The organism is Massilia antarctica, from assembly GCF_015689335.1.
Lineage (GTDB): Bacteria > Pseudomonadota > Gammaproteobacteria > Burkholderiales > Burkholderiaceae_D > Telluria_A > Telluria_A antarctica.
In genome coordinates, this window is record NZ_CP065053.1 from 3,673,395 (window position 1) to 3,694,985 (window position 21,591).

Sequence of the window (21,591 nt, forward strand, 5' to 3'; positions counted from 1 at the left end):
GATTTGCCATGTCTGTTTTGATTCGCGCACTTTCCTGCCTCCCGCTGGCTGGCGCTGTCGCACTCGCCGGTTGCGGTGGCGGCGACAACGGCGGCGGCACGCCCGTCCCGCCGAAAACGCAACCTGACATCGTTGTGCCGACCCCGACCCCGACCCCGACCCCGACCCCGACCCCGACGCCGACCCCGACGCCAACGCCGACGCCAACGCCGACGCCAACGCCAGACCTCGTCACCGTGATCACCCCCTTCATCGCACGCGCCCAGCAAGCCTCCTGCGCCACGACGAGCAACCGCCTGTTCGTCATCGACCACCAATATGTGCTGTGGAACCGGTCGGGCGACTGCCCCGACAACAGCTATAGCACCGAACTGTTCGCCCTGACGCCGGAGGCGAAAGTATGCAGCCTGAGTGATTCCATCGCCGGCCCCAAGCGGGAATGCAAGGATGAAAAAATGCTGCCCGTCTTTAACACGATCGTCGAGAAGCGCAATGAAGAAGGTTTCGGCCTGGGCGCCGGCCACGTGGTCGAAGAGATCCAGTTCCTGCCCGCAAACGGCGTGAGCGTGGATTTCAATACCATCGCCAGCGATAGCTTCTCGGGCGTGGGCACGGCCCGCAACGTGGTGGTGCGCGACCAGGCGGCGTTCGATGCCTTGTGGACCGAGCACGGCTCGAACCGGAGCCCGCCGCCGGCACAGCCCAAGGTCGACTTCAAGAAAGAGATGGTCGTCGCCGTGTTCGGCGGCGGCGGCTCGGCCTGCGGCAGCCTTGGCATACTGCGCGCCAACGCCGGCGACGGCCATCTGGTGATCCGTTACGAGCGCAAGCCGCCCGATCCGGGCACCATATGCATCGCCGTGATCGCCAATCAGATGCACATGATCACGGTCCCGCGCATCGATGCGGTGGTCGACTTCGTGCAGGTGACGACCCAGCCCATCGCCTTCACCGACCTGTGGCACAGCCCCTTCGCGCAAGTGCAGGCGCCGCGCAATATCGTGATCAAGGATGCCGCCACCTTCGCCACCGTGTGGAGCGAGTCGCACGGCGGCGACGCCCTGCCGGTTGTCGATTTCAGCAAGGAAATGGTGATCGGGGTATTCGGCCGTGGCGGCTCGAACGGTTGCGAAACCACGGAAATCGGGAGCATCTACCGCGAGAGCGGCAAGATCGAGGTGTCCAGCGTGAACTGGTCGCCCAAGCCCGACAGCGGCACCGTGTGTCAGGCGGCGATCTCCCACCCCGGGCATCTGGTGAAGCTGGCGCGCTCGGATGACACGGTCGAGTTTTCGACCCAATCGCGGCAACGATAAGGCAGTTTTCCGTTTCCCTGGTGGCGCGCAAGCGCCGCCGGGCCCGGACCCCGATGTATGAAAATCCTGTTGACCTTTGTGCTGGGCGCGGCTTGCGCCAGCGCCACCGCGCGCACCCCGGCCGGCAATCCGATGCCGGACGGCAGCCGCGACATGTATGTCGGGCTCGGCTTCGTAGCGGCGCCCGCCTACGAAGGCGCGCGCCGGCCGCGCCGCATGGCGGTGCCGGTGCTGCAGGGCGAGTGGAGCAATGGTGTGTTTATTTCAGGCATGAATGCCGGCGTGCACCTGTCGGACCAGCCATCGCTCGAATTCGGGCCGTTGCTGTCGGTCCAGGCGCGGCGTAGCGAGTCGGGCAACGGCGCCGCGCTGGGCGGCGCCTCGCTCACTTCCATGACCGACAACGGTTCCGCGCTGGCGCCCATCGGCGAGACGCCGGCCCAGCCATCGGGCCAGCCCGGCAAACTGGCGCGCAGCGGCGCCAACCGCCTGGCCGGCATGGACGTGGTCGGCGCGCGCCTGCAGGCGGGCGGCTTCGTCAACGTCTACCTCAGTCCCAGCCTGCGCCTGACCAACAGCGTGCTGTACGGCGCTGGGCGGGATGCCAACGGCCTGCTGTGGAACCTCGGCATCCAGCACGTGGCGCAGCAGTTTTCGCCGCATCACAGCGTGTCGCTGTCGGCCGGCGTGAGCGTGGTCAACCGCCACTACAACGCCAGCTTTTTCGGCGTCAGCGCGGCTGAATCTCTACGCAGCGGCAACCCGGCATATGCGCCCGGCGGCGGCCTGAACGGTGCCAGCGCGGGTGTGCGCTGGCATTGGGCCCTGTCGCCATCCTGGCTGCTGATTAACGACGTGCAAGCGACCCGGGTGCTGGGCGCGGCGCAAAAGAGTCCCTTGGTGGAGCGCCCCAACGGCTTTGTCGTGTCCACCGCGCTCGCTTACCGGTTTTGATGATGAATGCCCCACGCCGTATCGCCCTCCTGCTCGCGCTGCTGTTGTCGGCAGGCACCAGCACGGCGCACGCGCCTGCGCCGGAGTGGCTCAGCTATCGCGACGCTTACCGCGCCATGGTGATGTTCCAGAAGTACGGCGGACCGAAACACTATCTGCAAAACCAGCTGCAGCTGGTGTCGGCGCGCCAGGGCGCCGTGGCGCCGGACTTGCGGCTGATCTTGCAGACCCGCGACGGCGACCAGTATCTTGCGCTCGATCCCACCGGGCGCGCGGCATTTCCGCTCAGTACGGCGGCCTATAACGAGAACGCGCCCTTGCTGGTCAGCGGCGGCGCCGGGCCGGTCGGTTTTCGCGCGCGCGTGTCGATCGTGCCGCGCGCCAATGGCCTGTACGACAGCGCCGAGCTGCGCGCCGCCTGCGGCCAGGCGCTCGACTACCTGCGCTACACCGACACAAGTGCCCGCGCGCGCGCCTGTGTGGGCGTGCGCTTCGTTTATCCGCACGAGGGCACTGCCGCCGCGGCGCCAGCCCCGGTGCGCTTGCGCAGCGGCGCGGCCGAGGCGGTGGCGCTGCCGGTGACCCAAGGCGGCGCGTTTCCCGACGATGGACAGACGGGCTTTCGCATCGTTAATTATCGTTTCAGCCATGGTGCCGAAGCGAACCAGCTCATCACCAGCAGTACGCCGCTGGCGATCACGCCCCTGATCGAATAGCGTGCTCAACAGTATGGTGATGTCGAATACACATTTACGACAATTGCCAGACATTTCGAGGCGGAAAGGACGGCACGAAGCGCCTAAGCTATGCGCATCGGGTTTTCCGTTCGCCCTCGATGCTCTCCGGTGTCGTGGGCTTTTTTTATTCGCAACAACAGCATGATGGCGGTGCAGCGGGACGCATGAAAGCGCTCGCCATCGGCGCATCGTGGGATGCCGCGGCGCGCAGGCGAGGCGCTTGCGGTCTTGACGAAAACTCAGCGATTTCGGCGATGTTGACGGCAGGCCGTAAAATGGCGGCTGATCATCTTTTCGGCGAACTTCATGAGAACCCTTTTTGCCCTCGTCCTGGCCGGCCTCGTGCCTGCCGCCTGGGCCCAGACTCCTGCCACCAATCCGATGCCGGACGGCAGCCGCGACATGTATGTCGGGCTGGGCGCCGTCTCGGCGCCACGCTATCAGGGCGCCCACGAGCGCCGCGTGACGGCCTTGCCGCTGCTGCAGGTCGAGTGGAGCAATGGCGTGTTTGTCTCGGGCATGAGCGCGGGGATGCACTTGTCGAGCAATCCGGTGCTCGAATATGGCCCCCTGGTCGCGCTGCTGCCGCGCCGCAGCCATTCCGGCAGCGACCGCGATTGGTTGGGGGCGCCCGTGGCCGCGGTCGCGGGTGAGTCGGTGCCGACCTTCGGCGTGATCGATAAGACCGGCCAGTCGGACCGCCCAAGCTTGGTGCCGGCGGCGGAAAAACGCAGGGACAACCGTCTCAGCGGCACCGACCCGATTGGCGCGCGCCTGCAAGGTGGGGCGTTTTTCCATTATTATCTGAGCCCATCCTTGCGTATAACCAATAACTTGCTGGGAGGCTCGGGAAGGGACCGCCACGGCGCCACCTGGACCGTGGGCCTGCAGCACGTGGCGCGTGCCCTCTCGCCGCACCATACGGTGTCGCTGTCGGCCGACCTGACCCTGGTGAACGGCAGCTACAACCGCAGCTATTTCGGCGTGACCGAGGCCGAGAGCCTGCGCAGCGGCAATGACGCCTATGCGCCGGGAGGCGGCCTCAAGGACGTGGCGCTGGCCGCGCGCTGGAACTGGGCGCTGTCGCCTTCCTGGATGCTCGGCAGCGGCGTGCGCGCCGCGCGCCTGCAGGGCGATGCGCGGCGCAGCCCGCTGGTCGAGCGCCCCAACAATGTCACCGTGTCCACCGGACTCGCTTACCGATTCTGATCATGCCCTTTGTACGCCACGTTTGCGCCATGTTTGCCTTGCTGTTGACAGCAGGCGGCGCGACGGCCAATGAAGTTGGCGGTGAATGGCTCAGCTATCGCGACGCTTACCGCGCGATGGTGGTGTTCGAAAAATACGGCAGGCCCAAGAATTTCTTGCAGAACCATTTCCAGGTCATGTTGAAAGAGAGGGGCGTGCTGGCCGACGGTTTGCAGTTGAGCCTGCTCACCAAGGCCAGCAGTGTGAACTTGCCGCTCGATCCGACCGGGCGCACCGTCTTTCCGCTGCTCAAGGCCGCGTATGACGATAACGCCACGTTGATGCTCACCCGCAACGCCGCCCAGTATGTCTTCCGGGCGCGCGTATCGATCGTGTTGCGTTCCGACGGCGTGTACGAAACGAGCGACCTGCGCGCGGCCTGCGAGCAGGCGTTGACGTATCTGCGCCATGTGGATGCCTCGGCGCGCACGCGCCGGTGCAGCGGGGTGCGCCTGAGTTACCTGCGCAAGGGGCTGGACCCGGTGGTCAAGCTGCGCAACGGCAGCGGCGACGTGGCGCTGCTGTCGGTGGCCGAGGGCGCCACTTTCGGGGATGACAACAACGAGGGCTTCCGGGTCGTCAATTACCGTTTCGGCGACCATGCCGACAAGGGCCAGCTGGTGACCCAGAGCGCGCCGCTGGCGATCGCGCCGCTGCTGGAATAGCTCAGGCCAGCCAGACAGGTTCCGCATCCGCCGACAGGATCCCCGCGACTCAGAGACTGACGCCGTATTTGCCGTAGATTCTGGTGATGGCCCCCGAGCGTTTCATGATGAGGATGGCTTCGTCCAGTTTCGGCAACAAGGCTTTCTTGCCGGGCTGGACTCGTATCGAGACATCGTACGAACCCAGGACGTCACCGATGACGAACTCACTGTAATTGGGCGTTTGGAGCATGCTGTATTGCGCGACCGCCTTGTTGATCAGGATCTGGTCCATCCGCCCGGCGGCGAGCATGGCCATGAGCTGCTTCTCGCTCACGGCGTCGGAGCGATGCACGACACCGCTGTCGAACAGTTCGCGCAATTCCGGATAGCTATAACCCCTGACCAATCCCAGTGTCCTGCCACTCAAATCCCTTGGCGTGCTCACTTTAAAATGTTTTCCCGGGGCAAACACAAGGACGTCGACCACCTTGCCAAACGGCACTGAAAACACGCCGGGGACTCTTTCCTGCTTTACCCAGCCGGGGAACACGCCAGGTTCGAGGTCGATCTGCCCCAGGTCGAAGCGTTTGGCAAGACGCGCGTAGGGAAGGTACTCGATCTGGAAACGATGGCCGGTAATCTGGCCCAGTTCGTCGAGGAGTTCCTGGTAAATGCCCGTGCGCCCGCTTTCGATCATCATGGGTGGGTAATTGTAGAAGCCGACCTTGAACGTCTCGCAGCGCGCGTCCGTCAACCAGGCGGCGCACACCAGGCATGCCGCGTAAACTAGGATTTTCATGTCTGCCCCAAGTCATGCGGAGTGGGATCGAACGCCGCTCGAAGGCGTTGCGAGCGCGCCAGCATTCCGTATCGGCTATTGTGCCCGTGCCGTTCAAAGTCAGGCGCCGTGTTGGCGCCGTTGTCGCTGATCCGAATCCATCGGCGGCGCTGGTGGAGCGCCCGGCCATTCCGGTCGAGTTAGTGCCACAGCGGTCCTGCTACCACCAGCCGGAAACACGGGGCGCCGTGGCGGCCCCCCGTTGCGCGTCAGGCCCAGGCCGAGGGCGAAAACAGATAGCCTTCGCCCCACACGGTCTTGATTTTTTCGGAATCGACGTCGTCGAACTTGCGCCGCAGCTTGGAAATGCAGTTATCGATGCTGCGGTCGAGCCCATCGAACTCGATGCCGCGCATTTTTTTCAACAGCGCATCGCGCGACAGTACCCGGCCGGCCGACTCGGCCAGCACCAGCAGCAGCTTGTATTCGGTATTGCTGAGAAGGCATTGCTCGCCGCGCCAGGTGACGATACGGTCGCTGGCGATGATCGACAGGGCGCCGAATTCGAGCGCCGCCGGGTCGCCGCCTGGCTTGCCCTGGGCGCGCCGCAGCAGGGCGCGCAGGCGCGCCAGCAGCACCCGCGGCTGCACCGGTTTGTTAACGAAATCGTCCGCGCCCTGTTCCAGCACCGACACTTCATCGTAGGAATCTTCGCGCGCGGTCAGGATCAGGATGGGCGTTTCGCTCAGTTCGCGGATCTGGCGGCATACCACCATCCCGTCCAGGCCGGGCAGCATCAGGTCGAGAATGACCACGTCCGGGGTGAGCGCCTTGAAGCGGTCCAGCGCGGCGTCGCCGCGCGTGACCAGGTCGACCGTGAACTCGTACCCGCTCAGGTACTCCGTGACCAGTTGCGCCAGACGCGCATCGTCCTCCACCAGCATTACACGAAACATGAATTTTCTCCTAGCCGCCCATTGTATAAGAGCGACTACAAAAAAAGTCAGTTGCAGAACAGCGCGGACAATTTGCTACACTTTCATGACACTCTGCCTACCTTACTGCTGGGGAATACAGACTTCCAGCACTTTTTCGATGCGCTCGTTGAGTATGGTACGAGCGGCGGGCGCTTCGAGGATCCGGTTGGTCACCAGTTTTTCGCCGGCCGAGCTGGTACGGAATTGCTCGAAATCGACCATCTCGTCCTCGGTGAAGCGCGGCAGCGCTTCCGGCAGCGGCTCACCGGCCGCCGCATACACGCCCAGGTAACCGTGCTTGGCGAACTTCTTGCCGACCGACTTCGTCAGGAAGGATTGGATACGGATCAATTCCTTGCTGTCGAGATTGGCGAGGAGCAACTGCTTGTAGACCTCATCGAAACTGGCGGGGTCGAGCCCCTGCACGCATTTCAACTGGTCGGCGGTCACCTTGCCCTGTTTGGCGCCCGCCTTCATCGACAGTTGCACGCCGAGCAGGGCGGGCTTGGAGAAGACGGCGGCGGTGGCCGCGGTGACGGTTTGCGCCTGCGCCGCACCGCCCAGCAGCAATGCCGCCGGCAACAGCAAGGTGGCGATGTGACGTCCAGACAGTGCAGAAATACCCGGGCTTGAACGAGGCGTCCGTAACAAGCAGGCTTTGTATGGGGAATTCATGTCACCGTCCATTCTTTTCAAGTCACTTTCCTATCAACAGCGCGGGTACGCCAGGTCATCCGGAAGGGTTAAATCAGCCGTGTTGCCGAACATTATGACTGATCTGTGGACATTTGTGTGCATGAAAAGCAACACTGGTAAACATGGTGAAAATTCGGCGTTTTCACGAAAAATGCTTAATTTAACGTGGTGAAAAGTGGTTTTCAACGAACGAACTCATCGTATTGTATCCCAATTGCAATCACCCGTTAAGATTCAATACGCATAGTTTTTAATCGAAGTGTTGCTTCTTGGTGAACTTCGCCGTGATCCATCACCAAGGTGGTGAATCCGGGGTCCATTTTGGTGCATTCCAGCATACCCGAGCGCTCGATCCGCACCAAAACGCGGCAAGCGCAGCGCATCAATTGCTCGATATACAGGTTGGCCGGTTCCTCCTCCATCGCCTCATCCGTCAGATAGGCCTCGATGGCTTCCCTGAACGGCTCCCAGCCCGGGTCCCAATGTGCCTGATCCAGGTTGAAACCGTGGTATTTCCAGTCGCCCATATTGCTTGTCAGTTGCGACGGGCGGGCGGCGCCGCCATGGAAGCGGTCGGCATCTTCCCTGGCGCTGTCGGCCAACGCCGCTTTGCTGTCAAAGGACAGCAGGAAGATGCCCATTTCGGCGTCGCAGTCGATCCCGAAGCCATGGAAGCGCTCGTCCTGGTGTTGGTCGGCGAACAGCCGCAGCGATTCCATGGACAGGGTGAACAACTGTTCTTCGATGGGGAGCAAGTCGGGAGCCTGCATGGCATATCCTTGTGTGGCCGCCGCGCCGGCCGTGCAGGGTTTGCCCGGTTTCAGGGAGCGCGCACAAATTTTACCGCCAGCGCCGCGGCGCCTGCAAAAAACCGCACGGCTACATCGATGCATCCATGCGGGTGCGAAGACAGCGGCACCTTGCGGGCGCCAATCCAGGCGCGCTGGCGATGAGTAATTTCATCAAGATTTGACGCGGCAATAAAAAAAGAAGCCTGTGCTGAACGCAGAGGCTTCTTTTTTGGGGCACCGGCAAGCGCGCTGGAGTGCCGCGCCTGCCGTGCAATCAGGCCGCGTTTTGCGCGACGAAGTCCCAGTTGACCAGGCCCCAGAAGGTTTCGACATACTTGGCGCGGGCGTTGCGGTAGTCGATGTAGTAAGCATGCTCCCACACGTCGCAGGTCAGCAGTGGCTTGTCGCCGGTGGTCAGCGGGCAGCCGGCGTTCGAGGTGTTGACGATGTCAACGCCGCCGTCGGCTTTTTGCACCAGCCAGGTCCAGCCGGAACCGAAGTTGCCGAGGCACGACTTGGTGAATTCTTCCTTGAATTTGTCGAAGGAACCCCACTTGGCGTTGATCGCGTCGGCCACCTTGCCGCTTGGCGCACCGCCACCGTTCGGCTTCATGCCGTTCCAGTAGAAGGTGTGGTTCCATACCTGGGCTGCGTTGTTGAAGACGCCGCCGGAGGATTTCTTGATGATCTCTTCGAGCGACAGGTTCTCGAACTCGGTGCCCTTGATCAGGTTGTTCAGGTTGGTCACATAGGTCTGGTGATGCTTGCCGTAGTGGTATTCCAGCGTTTCTTTCGAAATGTGGGGAGCCAGGGCGTCCATTTCATACGGCAGAGGCGGCAGTGTGTGTTCCATGTTGTGTCCTTTTTGTTTGGAAAAGCGTCAATGATTCTGAAACGGTGCTTATTGTAATTCGGATAGGCGTTCGTTGCTTATTTGCTTCGTGCCGGAAAGCGCGCTTGCCTTGGTGCCAGTCGGCGCTCACTCCAGCTGGGTCTGGACGCTCGCTACGCCCACCTCGGCGCTGCCCTCGGCCAGGCGCACGGTGAGCACCTCGTTCGGCTTGATCTGCAAGGGCGAGCGCACCACCTTGCCCTTGGTATCTTGCACGATGGCGTAGCCGCGTTCGAGCGTGCGCTGGGGATTGAGCAGGTCGAGTTGAGACGCCAGCGCGCCCAGCGCATTGCGCTTCTGGCCAAGTTGATTGGCCAGGCTGCCGGCGGTGCGGCGCTGCTGCGACGCGATCTCGGCGCGCAGCGCGCGCAGGTCCGGCCGCTGGCTGGCCCAGCGCGCGCGCAATTGCGCCAGAGCATAGGCCTGGCGTTGCACCGGCGCCCGCAGCGCGTGTGTCAGCGCGGTCGACAGCGCCACCAGTTCCAGGCGCTGGTGGCCGATGCGTGCCGAGGGGCTCAGCAGCCGGCGCTGCCAGTTGTCCAGGCTCTGGTGCGCGTCGTTCAGGGTGTGGCGCATCGCGCGCCGCAGGTCGCCGGCGTCGGCCGACAGCGAGGCGATCCAGTCCGCGCGCGGGGTGGCGGCCAGTTCGGCGGCGGCGGTCGGGGTCGCCGCGCGCAGGTCGGCGGCAAAGTCGGCGATGGTGAAATCGGTCTCGTGGCCGACCCCGGAAATGACCGGCATGGCGCAGTTGGCAATCGCATGGGCCACCACTTCTTCGTTAAAGCTCCACAAGTCTTCGATCGAACCGCCGCCGCGGCACACCAGCAGCAGGTCCACTTCCGCCCGGCGCGACGCCGTTTGAATAGCGCCGGCAATCCGGTCGGCCGCGCCCTGGCCCTGCACTGGGGCAGGGTAGAGCACGATGCGCACGTGCGGCGCGCGCCGCTTGAGCGCGCTGAGGACGTCGCGCAGCGCCGCCGCCTGCGGGCTGGTGACGATGCCGATGCTGCGCGTGAACAGGGGCAGGGGACGCTTGCGCTCCCGGTCGAACAAGCCCTGCGCGCCCAGTTTCTCCTTCAGGCGCAGGAAGGCTTCGTACAGGGCCCCCACGCCGGCGCGGCGGATCGCCTCGACGTTGATCTGGTAATCGCCGCGCGCGCCGTACAGGGTCACCAGGGCGCGCACCTCGACCTTGTCGCCTTCGCGCGGAATGAAGCCGGCGTACTGGGCGCGGCCGCGGAACATCACGGCACGCACCTGGGCGGCGTCGTCCTTGAGTGTGAAATACCAGTGGCCTGAACTGGCGCGCGTGAAGTTCGATATTTCACCGCTGATCCAGGTCAGCGGAAAGGAGCGTTCCAGCAGGCGCGCCACCTGGGCATTGAGCGCGCTAACGGTCAGCACCGGCGGCGCGCCAGGCGACGCGCCAGGCGACGCGCCAGACGGCGGAGCGAACAGGGGATCTTGGTCGAAATCGGTGTGCATGGGAAGAGTTCCGGAATAACTGTCCACAAAATTTTAAAGCGGTCATGCTTATGTCACATATCGCGCAGAACAACAAGACTTTTTTCTAAGTCGATGATTTTAAACGAAAAAGCTAAGGTGCTGGTTTTCCTCGCAATGGCGGAAATCCCTTCTGAATCAAGCACTTTGGCGGTCCGGGCGGGAGTTGCTCACAAAGTTATCCACAGAAATTGTGTAGAAGTTTTGCTGTACGTACACGCGGGCAACTGCCTGCTGCTTGCGCACCGGCTTGCTATCTCTTTGTAATCAAGCGCTTACGCGCTTCCGGAGTGGCTTGCACACAATCTTGTCCACAGAAGCTGTGCAGAACTGCCCGGCTTATCCACTGTCCGGTCCCGGCGCGGTCCCTGCCATTCATTTGAGCATGGGGATATTATCGTTTAAAATCAATGGGTTGATACAGTGTTGACGGGCTTGCTCACAATCTTGTCCACAAAAGGTGTGCAGAACGCGCCGACTTGTCCACCGCAGTCCAATACCGGGAAAATGGGCGCCCGTGATGGCGTTTCGGGCGCCCAAATAGCCGCTTATCCCTGTTTGCCGCATATTTGTGCACGACCGTATTATTCAATGAAATCAAGGGATTGGGGAGACTTCGGCGGCCTTGCTCACAATCTTATCCACAAAAGGTGTGCAGAAGATGTGCGCGCCAGCCTGCCTTATTTTTGCGCTTGAACCTTTTTTCCTTTTTAATCAGGGACTTGACCCTCCACCCCCGGTATTGCTAACAATCTTATCCACAGTTTTTGTTCAGAACACTGGCTGAATTTTTAATTTTCCACATGCCTTATTTTTGCGCACGGCAAATTTTCCCTTTGAAATCAAGCACATCGTCCCGCTTGGGGGCGCTTGCGCACAATCTTATCCACAGAAGGTGTGCAGAAGTGGACTTGCCGAGTGACTGGCAACACGTTACATTGCCGGGGTTCGTTCTTATCAAGAATTACCTTTCACTCAGGAGTTTGTTTTGCTGCCCATTCTTCAAGCTGCAGGTTGGCCAATCTGGCCGTTGCTGATCGCCTCTCTCGTCGCTTTAGCCTTGATCGTCGAGCGCATTATTTATCTGCGCCGCGCCAAAATCCTGCCGCCGCAGCTGCTCGATGAAGTGGTGCGCGTCTATCACAACGGCAAAATCACCAAGGACGTGGTCGAGTCGCTCGAAAAGAACTCGCCGCTCGGCGCCGTGCTCGCCGCTGCCCTGCGCAATGTCGACGCGCCGCGCGAAGTGATGAAGGAATCGATCGAAGAAGCAGGGCGCGGCGTGGCCCACGTGCTGGAACGCTTCCTGACCACCTTGGGCACCATCGCCTCCCTCGCTCCGTTGATGGGCCTGTTCGGCACGGTGGTCGGCATGATCGAGATTTTCGGTTCCACCAGCTCGACCGGCGCCAATCCGGCCCAACTGGCACACGGGATTTCGGTGGCGCTGTACAACACCGGTTTCGGCCTGGCCATCGCCATGCCTTCCCTGGTTGCCTACCGCCACTTCCGCGCCCTGGTCGACAGCTTCATCATCGACATGGAATTGCAGGCAGTGAAGTTCGTCGACGTCGTGCACGGTGCCCGCAAATGATGAACTTTCGCCGCGGCCAGAAACGTGAAGATCCAGAGATCAATCTGATCCCCTTCATCGACGTGCTGCTGGTGGTGCTGATTTTCCTGATGGTCACGACCACCTACAGCAAGTTTACCGAGTTGAAAATTACCCTGCCGACCGCCGACGCCGAAAAGGCGCTGGAAAAGCCGTTCGAACTGAACGTCACGGTCGATGCCAAGGGTAACTACACGATCAACAACCAGCCGGTCTCGTTCAGTAACGTCGCCAACCTGGCGGCCGACCTGAAAACGGCCGCTGCGGCCGGCCAGGCGGCGGCCGGCGAGAAGAGCCCGGTCGTGGTCATCAACGCCGACCAGTTCGCGATGCACCAGATGGTCATCAACGTGATGGAAGCGGCGCGCATGGCAGGCTACGACAAGCTGACCTTCGCCGCCCAGACCGGCGAGAAGAAGTAAGCAGCGCAGGCGAAGCGATTCGCCTGCCGCCTCATGGCTTCCCCCTCATCCTCCTCCCTCGAAACGACGCTACAGCGCGCCTGGCAGCGCCGCGGCGCGCTCGCTTGCGCGCTGTGGCCGCTTTCCCTGCTGTTCCGCGCGCTGAGCGGCCTGCGCGCGCTGCTGTATCGCTTCGGCCTGCTGCGCTCGACCCGGCTGCCGGTGCCGGTCATCGTGGTCGGTAATATTTTTATCGGCGGCACCGGCAAGACCCCGCTGACGATCTGGCTGGCCGATGCCTTGCGCGGCGCCGGCTTCACACCAGGCATCATCTCGCGCGGCCACGGCGGCGCTGATGGCGCGTCGCCTAGCGCGTCGCATAGCGCGTCGCGTAGCGCCCCGCGCGCGGTCACATCGGACTCCAGCGCGCGCGAGGTCGGCGACGAGCCGCTCCTGATCGCGCGCCGCAGCGGCTGCCCGGTGGTGGTGGGGCGCGACCGCAGCGCCGCCGGCCGCGCCTTGCTGGCCGCCCATCCCGAGGTCGACGTGATCCTCACCGACGACGGCCTGCAGCACTACGCCCTGCGCCGCGATATCGAAATCATGCTGTTCGATGGACGCGGCACCGGCAATGGCTGGCTGCTGCCGGCCGGACCGCTGCGCGAGGCGCCGTCGCGCCGGCGCGACTTCACCATCGTCAATGCGCCCGAACTGACGCCGGCCTTGCGCCAGGCGGTCGGCGGCGTCCCGTTCCGCATGCAGCTGGCGGGCGGGTTCGCCGAGCCTTTGGCGCGTCCGGGCGAGCGCGTGCCGCTGGCCAGCCTGGCTGGCCGCCGCCTGGTTGCCGCCTGCGGCATCGGCAATCCGCAGCGCTTCTTCGCCCTGCTGCGCGGCGCCGGCCTGGAGGTGCTTGAGCTGGCGCTGCCGGACCATCACGATTTCCTCGACCAGCCATTTGCCGCCCTTGAAGCGGACTGCATCCTGATCACCGAGAAGGATGCAGTAAAATGTGCGCAAATTGAAAATCTCAAAAACGACCCGAGACTGTGGGTCGTACCGGTGACGGCGCAGCTCGATGCCGCGCTGGCCGAACAAATTGTGGAGAAATGTCGTGGATGCTCGACTGCTTGATATCCTGGTCTGCCCTGTATGCAAGGGTCCGCTCGAACTGGACAAAAAGGCCCAGGAACTGATTTGCCGCGGCGACCGCCTGGCGTTTCCTATCCGCGACGGCATTCCCATCATGTGGGCCGACCAGGCGCGCAAGATCGAAGCGCTGTAGGCGATGGGGTTTATCGTCATCATTCCGGCGCGCCTGGCCTCGACCCGGCTGCCGAACAAGCCGCTGGCCGACCTGGGCGGTAAACCGATGGTGGTGCGCGTGGCCGAACGCGCCGCGGCCTCGGGCGCGGCGCGCATCATTGTCGCCACCGACCACGAGACCATCGCCGCCGCCTGCCGCGCGCACGGGGTGGAAGTGTGCATGACCCGCGCCGACCATCCGTCCGGCACCGACCGCATCGCCGAAGTGGCGCGCGCGCTGGAGCTGGCGCCGGATACGGTGGTGGTCAACCTGCAGGGCGACGAGCCCCTGATCGACCCGGCGCTGCTGGCCGCCACCGCCGCCAGGGTCGGGGTGGACGTGCCGATGGCCACCTGCGCCCATCCGCTGCACGAGGCCGCCGACGCCTTCAATCCGAATGTGGTCAAGGTGGTGCTCGACAAGGCCGGGCGCGCCCTGTATTTTTCGCGCGCCACGATTCCCTGGCACCGCGACGGCTTCGCGCAGTCGCGCGAGAGCTTGCCGGCGGCGTATGCGGCGCTGCGCCATATCGGCCTGTACGCGTACACCAACGCCTTCCTGCAAACCTATCCGACCCTGGAGCCGGCACCGCTCGAAGCGATGGAAGCGCTGGAACAATTGCGCGTGCTGTGGCATGGCTATCCGATCGCCGTGCACGTGACCGACAGCGCCCCGGCGGCCGGTGTCGACACCCCCGAGGATCTCGAACGAGTACGCCGGCATTACCCGGATTAGCTTTGCTACAGCGCAGCACTTGTAGCGGTTCTCATCGGTAACCGACGCATAGCTTGCGCCAGATCAAGCAAAAAAATGGCGAATACGCCCTCCGATTGGCGTTTTCCGCGACTTTTGTGGTAAGTTTCGTACCAAGGTAGTCAAGTATGCATCGCCCCCAATTTTAAAATCTGTTTTAGGAATGTTCATGCGTCTGATTCTGTTAGGAGCTCCTGGAGCCGGCAAAGGCACCCAAGCTAACTTCATCAAGGAAAAATATAATATTCCGCAAATCTCCACCGGCGACATGCTGCGTGCGGCGATCAAGGCCGGCACCGAGCTGGGCCTTGCGGCTAAAAAAGTGATGGATGCAGGCGGTTTGGTGTCCGATGACATCATGATCGGCCTGGTCAAGAATCGCCTCAAGGAATCGGACTGCCAGAACGGTTACCTGTTCGACGGCTTCCCGCGCACCATCGCGCAGGCCGACGCCATGAAAGACGCCGGCATCGACGTCGATTACGTGCTCGAAATTAACGTGCCCGACGAATTCATCGTCGAGCGCATGAGCGGCCGCCGTTCCCATCCGGGTTCCGGCCGGGTGTACCACATCACGAACAATCCGCCAAAAGTGGATAACGTGGACGATCTCACCGGCGAACCGCTGATCCAGCGCGACGACGACAAGGAAGACATCGTCAAGCAGCGTCTGTCGGTCTACCATAACCAGACCGAAGTGCTGCTGGGCTACTACAACCAGTGGGCGCAATCGGGCTTGCCCGGCGCGCCGAAATACCGCCGCATCTCCGGCATCGGCCCTGTGGAGCAAATCCGCGAGGCGGCTTTCGCGGCGCTGTCGGAATAATCGGTACAAGAGCGGACTTCGGGTCCGCTTTTTTGATGGCCGCGCCCTGCGGCCATGTCGTGCACTGAATGTCTTGCCATGCCGCCCCGCGCGGCCGGCGTTCCCGGTTTTTTAAGATTCAAGGTTTTGCAGTACGCAGTGAGCTTGGCCCATCTCTTTCACATGTGGTTGGAGCGGTCTTTCAAATGTGTTGTTGTGTTACTTGATAAAAAAGCGAGGGGACGATATGGCAGCAAAATTTCTTGTCTTTGCAGTTGTGTGCGGCGTCATTGCCGTGATTTATGGATTAGTCACGCGCAGCTGGATTCTGCGCCAGGACCCGGGCAACGCCCGCATGCAGGCCATCGCCCAGGCCATCCAGGAAGGTGCCGCCGCCTACCTCGGGCGCCAGTACCGCACCATCGGCATGGTCGGCGTGGTGCTGCTGATCGCCATCGGTGTGCTGCTCGATCTCAATACCGCGATCGGTTTCCTGATCGGCGCGGTGCTCTCCGGCGCCTGCGGCTTCATCGGCATGAATGTGTCGGTGCGCGCCAATGTGCGCACCGCCCAGGCCGCCACGCGCGGCATGAACGAAGCGCTCGACGTCGCCTTCAAGGGCGGGGCCATCACCGGCATGCTGGTGGTCGGCCTGGGATTGCTCGGCGTGACCCTGTTCTACTGGATGCTGACGGCCCAGGCGGCCGGCAGCAGCGCCAGCCAGCATGACGTCATCAAGCCCCTGATCGGCCTGGCCTTCGGCGCCTCGCTCATTTCCATTTTCGCCCGTCTCGGCGGCGGCATCTTCACCAAGGGCGCCGACGTCGGCGCCGATCTGGTCGGCAAGGTCGAAGCCGGCATTCCCGAGGACGATCCGCGCAACCCCGCCGTGATCGCCGATAACGTGGGCGACAATGTCGGCGACTGCGCCGGCATGGCCGCCGACCTGTTCGAAACCTATGTGGTGACCCTGATCGCCACCATGCTGTTGGGCGCGCTGATGATGGCGACGCCGGGCGGCGAAGCGGTCATTTATCCGTTGCTGCTGGGGGCGGTGTCGATCATCGGCTCGATCGTCGGCTGCTCCTTGGTCAAGGCCAAGCCGGGCAAGAAGATCATGTCGGCCCTGTACACCGGCCTGTGGTGGGCCGCCGGCCTGTCGCTGATCGGCTTTGCCGCCGTCACCTGGCTGGTCTGGGGCGACGACGCCATGCGCATGAAGATGATGGGCTGCGCGCTGGTCGGCATCGTCCTCACCGGCCTGATGGTCTACATCACCGAGTACTACACCGGCACCGACTTCAAACCCGTCAAGCATATCGCCGAAGCGTCCACCACCGGCCACGGCACCAACATCATCGCCGGCCTGGGCGTGTCGATGAAGTCGACCGCCTACCCGGTGCTGGCCGTGTGCGCCGCCATCCTGGCGTCCTACCAGATGGCGCAGCTGTACGGCATCGCCATTGCCGCCACGTCGATGCTGTCGATGGCCGGCATCGTGGTCGCGCTCGACGCCTACGGGCCAATTACGGATAACGCCGGCGGCATCGCCGAAATGTCGGGCATGCCCGAATCGGTGCGCGCCATTACCGACCCGCTGGATGCGGTCGGCAACACCACCAAGGCCGTCACCAAGGGTTACGCCATCGGTTCGGCCGGGCTGGCCGCGCTGGTGCTGTTCGCCGACTACACCCACGCCCTGGAGTCGGTCGGCAAGCAAGTCTCGTTCGACCTGTCGAACCCGATGGTGATCGTCGGCCTGTTCATCGGCGGCCTGATTCCCTACCTGTTCGGCGCCATGGCGATGGAAGCGGTGGGGCGTGCCGCCGGCGCCGTGGTGGTCGAAGTGCGGCGCCAGTTCCGCGACATCAAGGGCATCATGGACGGCACCGGCAAGCCCGAATACGACAAGGCGGTCGACATGCTGACCGCCTCGGCCATCAAGGAAATGATCCTGCCATCCTTGCTGCCGGTGGTGGTGCCGGTCGTGGTCGGCATGCTGCTCGGGCCGGCCGCGCTGGGCGGGCTGCTGATGGGTACCATCGTCACCGGCCTGTTCGTGGCCATTTCCATGACCACCGGCGGCGGCGCCTGGGACAACGCCAAGAAATACATCGAGGACGGCCACTTCGGCGGCAAGGGCTCGGAAGCGCACAAGGCCGCCGTCACCGGCGACACCGTGGGCGACCCGTACAAGGATACCGCCGGCCCGGCCGTCAATCCGCTCATTAAAATCATCAATATCGTGGCCTTGCTGTTGGTGCCGTTGTTGCCGGCCGCCGGCTGGGTCGCGGTGACGGTGCCGGCGCATGCGCCGATCAATACAGTGGTGCCGGGTCCGGTGGCCCATATGGCACCGGCGCCGCTGCCAGCCACCCTGGCCGCCGCGCCCGCACCCGCGCCCTGAGCTGCCTCACGCTTGCCTGGCCCGGCATCCGCCCGGGCCAGATATTTCTAGCAAAAAACTTATTATTGGGGTAACGTTCCTTCTTTGTTAATATTTCTTTTGGGAGGAATGCCAGTATGAGTAACTTGACATCCCGCTTCAAGCGCAGCGGCACCCTTGCCGGTGGCTTGCTTTGCCTTGCTGGCATGACTGCCTGCGGCAGCGACGACAACACCACACAAGTCAAGCAGCCCGATCCGGTGGTCGCGCCGCAGCCGGTGACGGCGGCCAGCATCACGACCCAGCCTAGGACGCAAGCAGTGCAAGCCGGTCAGCCAGCCACGTTTTCCGTGGTCGCCAGCGGCTCCGGCACGCTCAGTTACCAATGGTGGCGCAACGGCGCGGCCGTTGCCGGCGCCACCAGTGCCATCTACACCACCCTGGCGGCCACCCTGGCCGACAGCGGCGACGTGCTCAGCGTGGTCGTGCGTAACGAGGCCGGCACCGTCAACAGCGATGCCGTCGCCCTGCAGGTGGACGGCATCGGCGCGCGTGTCCTGGCCGGCGGCGCGGTCGAACCGACCCGTGCCCAGGTCGACGGGGTCGGCAAGCAGGCGCGCTTTCTCGCCGCCGGGCCGGTCGTGAACGATGGCGCCGGCAATTTGTTGCTGGTCGATACAGGCGTCAAGGCGGTGCGCAAGATCACACAAGCCGGCGTGGTGAGCACCGCCATCGTCGGCGGGACGACCACATCGGCACTGCGTTCCCCGCGCGATATCGCCGCTGGCGCCAACGGCGTGACGTATGTCATCGACGGCATCGATGAATCGGCGTCGACGCTCGTGCGCAAGCTCGGCGCCGATGGCGTGGCCAGCACCATCGAGCTAGGTGTCACGCCAGGCGACCCGGCCGGCACCGGCGTCGCGCCGCCAGCGTTTACCGCGATGGCCACCGACCTTGCCGGCAATCTGTACGTTGCCAGCGAAGTCACGCGCCCCGGCGAGCCGGAGTGCAGTTCCTGCTTTAAACGCGGCATCGTGCGCAAAGTGGCCCCGGATGGCAAGGTGACGATCGTGTTCGAAAACCTGGGCCCGCACGCCGTCGTCGCCACCATCACCGACCTGGCTGTCGACAGGAATGGCAAGCTGTTCGTGCTGGACGACAGGGGTATCCGCACCGTCGACGGCAGCGGCCTGCCGCTCACCTTGATGGGCAACGACCAGGCCTTCATCAAAGCCATCGCGGTCGATGCCAACGGCAATCTGTATTTCGCGACCGAGCCGTTCAGCGGCCGCCCGAGCACCTGGCCCATCGGCGCCATCGGCAAGATCGCGGCGGACGGCAAGGTATCGGTGGCGGTCGATCCGAACGGCAGCGATGCCCGCTTCAAGACGGCTGACTGGATCACCAACCCGGCCGGTCTCGCCATCGACGCCGCCGGCGCCCTGTACGTGAGCGGCAACGGCCGCGTGCTCAAGCTGGTCTTGCCGTAAACCGGGGCGCAGTGCGTCTTCCAGGCCGTCCAGTCGCCCGACTGGACGGCCATTGTTTTGTTACGGCGCGAAGCTGACGCTTTAGCGCTACGCTTGCAAAAAATCATCGTTGGGATAATATTTTTTTCGCAATAGCGACGTAGTATTTCTTTTCGTCGTTCTTGACGCTCATTCACTTCATTATTCGGCGAGACGACGAATCCCGGCCGCATCCCAGGCCGCTTCCCACCGTGACCGGAAGGACGAATGATGAACATGATGATACGGCTGCTCGTTACGGCAGCGCTTGCTTTAGCCTCTGTCAGCGCCGCCCACGCCACCTCTCGCATCGACACAGTCGCCTTTTCGATCGTCGACCAGTGGGGCGCTTCGCCCGATATGCTGCTCTACAACAGCAACGGCCTGACCCGGATCGGCTTGAGCTCGGCCGCCAGCAGCCTCGGCGCCTACACCTCGCGCTACAGCGAAGGCAATTTTTACGCCGGCCTGTTCGAGTTGACCGTCCATGCCGGCTATTACGTGACCGGGTTTGCGTTTTCCGGCACCTTCGAGGGCGCGCTCGACGTGGCGAGCAATCCCAACGGCACGCCGGGCAACGGCTATGCCTTCAACTCCGGCAATATCGAGTTCAGCGCCGGCTCGCGCCCCTATGGCGTGTTCTATGGCGAGCATACGCAGCGGGTCGACATGCTCGACGGCGCGATTCCGTTCACGATGTCCAGCGGACATGTATCCTTGACCACTGATTTCAACCTGTCGCTGCAAGGCTTGATCATGGTGTCGGCCTACCCGAGCGTCACGCCGCAGTATCCGTCAGGCATTGATTCCTTCGCCAGCCTGCGGGTCGCCAACCCGATGTTGACGATTTATACCTCGGCTGTTCCCGAGCCGGCAAGCTACGGCATGCTGCTCGCCGGCGCGGCGGTCATCGGCCTGGTGCGCCGTCGCCGCCGCCCTGCCTGAGGCGCACTACAGCACGCACATCCGGTTCGCTTCCGCGCGCAGCGAGGCGCGGAAGTCCGGATGGGCAATCGCGATCAGCGCCTGCGCGCGCTGCTTGGCCGACTTGCCGCGCAACTGCGCCACCCCATACTCGGTCACCACATAATTGATGTCGTTCTTGCTGGTGGTGGCGTGGGTGCCTGGCGTGAGCATGGGCACGATGCGCGAAATGGTGTTGTCCTTGGCCGTCGACGGCAGCACGATGAACGACTTGCCGCCGCGCGAACGGTTACCCGCCCTGACGAAATCGACCTGGCCGCCGGTGCCGGAATAGGGCAGGTGGGCGATGCTCTCGGAACCGCACTGGCCCAGCAGGTCGATCTGCAAGGTCGCGTTGATCGTCATCAGCTTGTCGTTTTGCGCCGCCAGGTAAGGGTCGTTGGTGAAGTTCGACGGATGCATCTCGATCATCGGATTGTGGTGCAAGAATTTGTACAGCTTTTGCGAACCGAGCGCGAAGGTCGCCACCATCTTGCCCGGCATGAAGGTCTTCCTGCGGTTGGTGACCGCGCCCGCCTCGATCAGGGTCAGGATGCCGTCGCCGATCATTTCGGTGTGGATGCCCAGGTCGTGCTTGGAGGTGAGCTGCATCACCACCGCGTCCGGAATGCCGCCGTAGCCGATCTGCAGGGTCGAGCCGTCGTCGATCATGTCGGCCACGTACTTGCCGATGGCTTCCTGCACCGCGCCGATTTTCGGCAGTCCCACTTCCAGGATGGCATCGCCGCTCTCGACCAGCGCAGTCACCTGTGACACATGCACATGGCATTGGCCGTGCGCGAACGGCACGTTGGGATTGACTTCGAGGACGACCGCGCGCGCCTTGGCGATGGCGGCCATGGTGTAGTCGACCGCCAGGCTCAGTGAGAAAAAACCCTGCTCGCTCATGGGCGAGGCCATGGCGAAGACCACGTCGGCCGGCATCAGGCCCTGCTCGATCAGGCCGGGCAGCTCGGAAAAATAATTCGGGACGAAGTCGCACCAGCCGCCCTGGCCGGACGCGCGCGAGGCGCCGCCGAAAAACAGCGAGGCGTGGCGTACGTGGTGGGCGGTATCCTGGTCGAAGTAGCCGAACTTGCGCATGGCCAGGATCTGCGCCACCTTCACGTCGTGGAACTGCTGGCGCTGGGCTGACAAGGCGGTGAGCAGGGCGGGCGGCTCGCCCACGCCGGTCGGCACCACGATCATGTCGCCGTCGCGTACGAGGCGCAAGGCTTGCTCTGGTGTGGTCAGTTTTTGCTGATAAAGCTGGTGCGGGGTTTGCATGGCTGTCTCCTTTATTATGGGTAAATAGTAC

General features: G+C 63.2%; 21 protein-coding genes. 14 read left to right on the forward strand and 7 right to left on the reverse strand.

The features are described 5' to 3' along the window. The first annotated feature begins 8 nt into the window (after positions 1 to 8). From IV454_RS16675 to IV454_RS16695, 5 genes are all read left to right on the forward strand, one after another. Positions 9 to 1,316, forward strand: a complete 1,308-nt coding sequence (locus tag IV454_RS16675) for a hypothetical protein (protein ID WP_206092454.1) — start codon at positions 9 to 11, stop codon at positions 1,314 to 1,316. Between the two features lie 57 nt (positions 1,317 to 1,373). Beyond that, a complete protein-coding gene (locus tag IV454_RS16680; protein ID WP_206092456.1) occupies positions 1,374 to 2,270 on the forward strand; it encodes a MipA/OmpV family protein in 897 nt (298 codons plus the stop codon). A gap of 2 nt (positions 2,271 to 2,272) precedes the next feature. Further along, positions 2,273 to 2,986: a hypothetical protein gene (locus tag IV454_RS16685; RefSeq protein ID WP_206092459.1), complete on the forward strand. Its 714-nt coding sequence runs from the start codon at positions 2,273 to 2,275 to the stop codon at positions 2,984 to 2,986. 327 nt (positions 2,987 to 3,313) lie between these two features. Further along, positions 3,314 to 4,216: a MipA/OmpV family protein gene (locus IV454_RS16690; protein WP_206092460.1), complete on the forward strand. Its 903-nt coding sequence runs from the start codon at positions 3,314 to 3,316 to the stop codon at positions 4,214 to 4,216. Positions 4,217 to 4,218: 2 nt separating this feature from the next. Beyond that, the gene (locus tag IV454_RS16695) at positions 4,219 to 4,920 is read left to right on the forward strand and encodes a hypothetical protein (RefSeq protein WP_229522281.1); all 702 of its coding nucleotides are present in this window, start codon (positions 4,219 to 4,221) and stop codon (positions 4,918 to 4,920) included. 49 nt (positions 4,921 to 4,969) lie between these two features. On the opposite strand, the gene IV454_RS16700 is transcribed toward IV454_RS16695, so the two are convergent. The 6 genes from IV454_RS16700 to xseA all read right to left on the reverse strand — a co-directional run bounded on the left by IV454_RS16700 (position 4,970) and on the right by xseA (position 10,521). Next, on the reverse strand, positions 4,970 to 5,701 hold the full coding sequence (locus IV454_RS16700) for a substrate-binding periplasmic protein (RefSeq protein WP_206092461.1): 732 nt from the start codon (positions 5,699 to 5,701) through the stop codon (positions 4,970 to 4,972). Between the two features lie 248 nt (positions 5,702 to 5,949). Next, positions 5,950 to 6,636 carry a response regulator gene (locus tag IV454_RS16705; protein WP_167085359.1) on the reverse strand — a complete coding sequence of 229 codons (687 nt, stop codon included), beginning with the start codon at positions 6,634 to 6,636 and terminating at the stop codon, positions 5,950 to 5,952. Between the two features lie 102 nt (positions 6,637 to 6,738). Further along, positions 6,739 to 7,332, reverse strand: coding sequence for a hypothetical protein (locus IV454_RS16710; RefSeq protein ID WP_206092462.1), 594 nt, complete (start codon positions 7,330 to 7,332; stop codon positions 6,739 to 6,741). 248 nt (positions 7,333 to 7,580) lie between these two features. Then, on the reverse strand, positions 7,581 to 8,123 hold the full coding sequence (locus IV454_RS16715) for a DUF4303 domain-containing protein (protein ID WP_206092463.1): 543 nt from the start codon (positions 8,121 to 8,123) through the stop codon (positions 7,581 to 7,583). Between the two features lie 295 nt (positions 8,124 to 8,418). Then, positions 8,419 to 8,997 (reverse strand): superoxide dismutase [Fe], encoded by a 579-nt coding sequence (gene sodB, locus IV454_RS16720; protein ID WP_054266966.1) that lies wholly within the window; start codon positions 8,995 to 8,997, stop codon positions 8,419 to 8,421. A gap of 126 nt (positions 8,998 to 9,123) precedes the next feature. After that, positions 9,124 to 10,521 carry an exodeoxyribonuclease VII large subunit gene (xseA, locus tag IV454_RS16725; protein WP_206092464.1) on the reverse strand — a complete coding sequence of 466 codons (1,398 nt, stop codon included), beginning with the start codon at positions 10,519 to 10,521 and terminating at the stop codon, positions 9,124 to 9,126. A gap of 1,006 nt (positions 10,522 to 11,527) precedes the next feature. Here xseA and IV454_RS16730 point away from each other — a divergent pair. From IV454_RS16730 to IV454_RS32850, 9 genes are all read left to right on the forward strand, one after another. Further along, the gene (locus tag IV454_RS16730) at positions 11,528 to 12,133 is read left to right on the forward strand and encodes a MotA/TolQ/ExbB proton channel family protein (protein ID WP_054266967.1); all 606 of its coding nucleotides are present in this window, start codon (positions 11,528 to 11,530) and stop codon (positions 12,131 to 12,133) included. After that, complete coding sequence (locus IV454_RS16735) at positions 12,133 to 12,573, forward strand: ExbD/TolR family protein (RefSeq protein ID WP_054266968.1); 441 nt, start codon at positions 12,133 to 12,135, stop codon at positions 12,571 to 12,573. Before IV454_RS16730 ends, IV454_RS16735 begins: the two co-directional genes overlap by 1 nt. Before the next feature lie 33 nt (positions 12,574 to 12,606). Continuing rightward, positions 12,607 to 13,683, forward strand: a complete 1,077-nt coding sequence (gene lpxK / locus IV454_RS16740; RefSeq protein ID WP_206092465.1) for a tetraacyldisaccharide 4'-kinase — start codon at positions 12,607 to 12,609, stop codon at positions 13,681 to 13,683. Next, the gene (locus IV454_RS16745) at positions 13,664 to 13,834 is read left to right on the forward strand and encodes a Trm112 family protein (protein WP_099881687.1); all 171 of its coding nucleotides are present in this window, start codon (positions 13,664 to 13,666) and stop codon (positions 13,832 to 13,834) included. Before lpxK ends, IV454_RS16745 begins: the two co-directional genes overlap by 20 nt. A gap of 3 nt (positions 13,835 to 13,837) precedes the next feature. After that, complete coding sequence (gene kdsB / locus IV454_RS16750; RefSeq protein WP_206092466.1) at positions 13,838 to 14,590, forward strand: 3-deoxy-manno-octulosonate cytidylyltransferase; 753 nt, start codon at positions 13,838 to 13,840, stop codon at positions 14,588 to 14,590. A gap of 187 nt (positions 14,591 to 14,777) precedes the next feature. Beyond that, positions 14,778 to 15,434 (forward strand): adenylate kinase, encoded by a 657-nt coding sequence (adk, locus tag IV454_RS16755; RefSeq protein WP_206092467.1) that lies wholly within the window; start codon positions 14,778 to 14,780, stop codon positions 15,432 to 15,434. 226 nt (positions 15,435 to 15,660) lie between these two features. After that, positions 15,661 to 17,820: a sodium-translocating pyrophosphatase gene (locus IV454_RS16760; RefSeq protein WP_206092468.1), complete on the forward strand. Its 2,160-nt coding sequence runs from the start codon at positions 15,661 to 15,663 to the stop codon at positions 17,818 to 17,820. 116 nt (positions 17,821 to 17,936) lie between these two features. Further along, positions 17,937 to 19,292 carry a hypothetical protein gene (locus tag IV454_RS16765; protein WP_206092469.1) on the forward strand — a complete coding sequence of 452 codons (1,356 nt, stop codon included), beginning with the start codon at positions 17,937 to 17,939 and terminating at the stop codon, positions 19,290 to 19,292. A gap of 246 nt (positions 19,293 to 19,538) precedes the next feature. Beyond that, positions 19,539 to 20,255 carry a PEP-CTERM sorting domain-containing protein gene (locus IV454_RS32850; RefSeq protein ID WP_229522282.1) on the forward strand — a complete coding sequence of 239 codons (717 nt, stop codon included), beginning with the start codon at positions 19,539 to 19,541 and terminating at the stop codon, positions 20,253 to 20,255. 6 nt (positions 20,256 to 20,261) lie between these two features. Here the strand turns inward: IV454_RS32850 and IV454_RS16775 are convergent, their stop codons facing one another. Further along, entirely contained in the window at positions 20,262 to 21,560 is a 1,299-nt protein-coding gene (locus tag IV454_RS16775) for an acetyl-CoA hydrolase/transferase family protein (protein ID WP_206092470.1), read from the reverse strand. Positions 21,561 to 21,591 lie beyond the last annotated feature (31 nt).